This is a genomic window from Candidatus Jordarchaeum sp. (genome assembly GCF_052745115.1).
This window is the reverse complement of record NZ_JBRAKS010000388.1, coordinates 1-3,477: the sequence shown is the minus strand read 5'-3', so window position 1 is coordinate 3,477 and position 3,477 is coordinate 1. Positions and strand designations below refer to the sequence as shown.

General features: G+C 42.5%; 3 protein-coding genes. 1 reads left to right on the top strand and 2 read right to left on the bottom strand.

Features of this window, described 5'->3' with window-relative positions; translation table 11 throughout:
- Positions 1-532: 532 nt before the first annotated feature.
- Positions 533-667, bottom strand: coding sequence for a hypothetical protein (locus ACUVXA_RS18325; protein WP_445872732.1), 135 nt, complete (start codon positions 665-667; stop codon positions 533-535).
- Positions 649-2,577, bottom strand: coding sequence for a hypothetical protein (locus tag ACUVXA_RS18320; protein WP_445872731.1), 1,929 nt, complete (start codon positions 2,575-2,577; stop codon positions 649-651). The genes ACUVXA_RS18325 and ACUVXA_RS18320 overlap by 19 nt, the downstream gene beginning before the upstream one ends.
- A gap of 405 nt (positions 2,578-2,982) precedes the next feature.
- Here ACUVXA_RS18320 and ACUVXA_RS18315 point away from each other — a divergent pair.
- Positions 2,983-3,477 (top strand): hypothetical protein (locus ACUVXA_RS18315; RefSeq protein ID WP_445872730.1); only part of this gene is annotated, 495 nt, incomplete at its 3' end.

The following is a 3,477-nucleotide window of genomic DNA, read 5'->3' as shown; positions in this document are numbered from 1 at the left end:
TAGTACCACATAGCCATATATGGTATTATTTAGTATTAAATCTTCCTACTGTTGTGAACCCCTTATATGGCGGGGAAAGTGTAAACTTTTACACCTATTGAGGCAACTATACCGTGACTAGGAAATAGCGATTCCGGAATCAGTCTAAAAGGAGGCGGTGATAATCGGACTCGAAAAGGACTACGAAAACGCCCAAACAATCAAGAAAACCCTTCAATGAGGAAGGGATAAAAGTTCACAGGGTGGGCAAAAGATTCAAAAAGTCTTTGAAGACTGGTACTTTTTTGAAAGTAGATGTATGTTTCAAACATAGCTTCTGATATGCTGGTTCTGCACTGTTAGAAGACTCGAGTGTATGAATTCTTTTTGAACTATTCAACAGACCCACAGTACTTAGAACACCTCGTGGGAAAGGCTGGGAAGAATGTCCTCTGGACATTCGGAGGGGAAAACACTGTAACCAGCATGAACCTCTCCGCTCTTATGTAGGCGTTCAAGTGTCTCCGCTCAACTGGTGGTGGCGAGAGCGTGATTAAGCAGCGTTTAAGTCGTGGTCTGCTTTTGGAAGGAAACCTTTGCTTTGCCCAGCAGTGGCTCCTTTTACTGGATTCTTGTTCCAAATTTGTTTTTCTTTTTCTCTCTTGTTGGCTAGTTGTATTCTGTGCATCTGCTGTATTCTATTCCTTGTTTTGTTGATTTTACCTGCCAAATCATTGCTTCTAGGATGTCTCTAATGCTGAAATAGTCATAATGTGGCGGAATTTCTGAGCATAGTTCTACTATGGGTTTTACTATGTTTGGCTTCATAGTTATGGCTAAGATTTTTCCGAGAGTATCCACTATAAGAAGGATTTTTGCTATTTTGTCTAACTGTTGGGTGTTGAGTTCGTCAGGGTAAAGGGGCGCTACAAGTTTTCTAGCTATTTCCTTGGTGGATTCCACAACTTCTAGGACATTCTTTTCATATTTTCCTCCCTGCAACACACGGGTATACAGAATTTCAGCTAGTAGAGCTAGTTTCTCTAATGAGGTGGGGTAGCTTCCTATTTTTTCCTCCATTTCCTCTAGAACATCCATATTCCCTGTCACACTACAGACCCATATTAGGTCTCTGAGCGTAGACATCACGTATTCGGGCGGATGCCAGCCTTTACCCCTACCTCGAGACCTTTTCGACCCGCCCCCAGCCTGGTCTAGCAGCATAAATAGTTTGTCAAGGTTTATTTTTCTATTCTGACTCCACAGGTCAATAAGTACTTCCTCAAAAACACTTGAAGAATCGGTAATGTCCAGTCCGAAGTCCGTAAAATCTACTTTGGATATCGATTCAAGCATGTCCGGCTGTTTCGAGTACAACCGCATAGCATGAAGCATAAATTCTGACATATGCTTAAACTTATCAAGTTTGAAATGCTTAGCTCCCACTACACTGTCGACTTCTTTTTCCCAAAAGTCGAAAACTGTCTCAATGAGCTCTGGATTTGAAAGAGCATATCTATTGGCGCTGAGCAAACTTCCAAGTGAGTAGTATAGATTGGAGAGGTCGCCGCCCTTCAGCCGACTCTTCAGAAAGTTGAAAAGGTCGAAGTATAATGTTTGCAGTCGAAGACCCCCCTCCATCTTCATACAATCACCGATTCTATTAAGCACAGTTAGAAGAAGTTCTCCCCTCTCTTTAATATATGGGCCCTTACCATAACTTGAATAGTTCTCCTTTATCCCCTGCACTATCCCCCGGAACATTTCCACACATGAGTCGACGCTGATTAGCATTTTTAGAGACGCTATCTTCGCTTTAAGGAGAAGCATATTTTCCAGTGGAAAATTAGGGTACCCCTCCAATTTCCTGAATATTCTCTCAGCTCTACGCCTACTCCGCCTACCATAGAGTATATTCGCCTCAGCAACATGTATCATAACTTTTGACCAAAAGAGACTATCCTCACCACGCATCCTCTCCTCCTCAAACTTTTCCAACATATTCAACGCCCCCCTAATCCTCGGATCCCTCACCCCCAGTAGAACAATTAACAGCACAAATAATGAACATATTATAAATCCGGAATCCTCCTCTTCAGCGTAGCCCCCAACTTCCTCCAACAGCCTGCTTACAACCGCCACCCCAACACCCACCGACAGATTACCTCTAACAGCAGAAACTATCAAGTTATAAATCCTACCGGGAGCAGTTTCCTCAAAAATTCCAGTTTCAAACGACACCGGGGGAACCCTATCCACCAAAATTTTAATCATTGCCATTCGGTCCAGAAGAAGATTGGTTATGTTGAACTCCTTTAGGAATTCATCTGTAGGCTTAAGGAGGAAGTCTCTTTTTCCAGCGGTTTCAACCTCTTCTATCTCAATGTAGCCCCTTTCTTCCATCTCCCTAAAAAAGTCCAGTATCTCCCGCATCGAAGAATTCGACACTAGTCCCATAAGCTCATTCTCAACCTCACTCAGCGCACACGCCCTTCTCTTCACCGCATACACCATCATAAAAATTTCCAAGCCCAGAAGCTGAATATAGGAAGGAGTTAAACCCATCCTCAAAAACTTGTCCTCACGAGGAAAAAACAATCATCACACCCTATTTCCATCTACAACTAAGCATATAAAAAGTTTACCAGTACAAGTTTGGAGACCCCACACTAACACTACAACAATGGCTTTACATTTCTCAGTGCTTCACAGGACACTTCCACATCCCCCCCTTTTTTAAAAGGTTTCCAAAAATTCTTATAGGAGAACACCCCTCAACAGCTCCACCAGGCAAACCATCATTGCAACACTAATTCCCCTTCCCCCTAATCCCTTCAGCACAAAAACAAGATTCACACCAACCCATCCCCCCTTTTTTTAGCACCCCTCCCTGCAAACCCACATACACTAAAGTGTGGAGCATAAATAGAAAAAAAACAAGAAAAAAATAGAACACCATCCCCCTCCCCACCCTTCTGGATAAACAGCTAACAAGTGAAAAAAATGAAAAACACAGTTCTAGATAAATGGTGCAGCCAACAAAACAAAGAAGTAAAACATTATTGCCAAGTCTGCGGCATCTGCATCCACGAGGAAGAGATACAAAACAGTGAAGCAGAACAGCATTTTTGCACGAAGCACAAAGAACTAAGCCTCCCCAACACACTACTAATGGATGACCAACTATTCAAAGCCGTTTTCAAAACAATACAAAAAATCCTAAAAAGAGACAACACCAACGAATTAACATTCGAGGTGGGCAGAGAAGGAGCACGGTTCCGATACATGGACCCATCACACGTAAGCCTCACAGAAATCCAACTGTACACCAAAGCATTCAAAACACTCAACATCGATTTCCACACCCCAAAAACTCTCACAATAAATGCGGATGAACTGGAAAAAATACTCCCAAAAGTAGAAGAACAGGATGAAGTCCTAATACGTTTCGATGAGCACAATATCCAACTATCACTCCTAGGAAAAAGCTACGCTTAT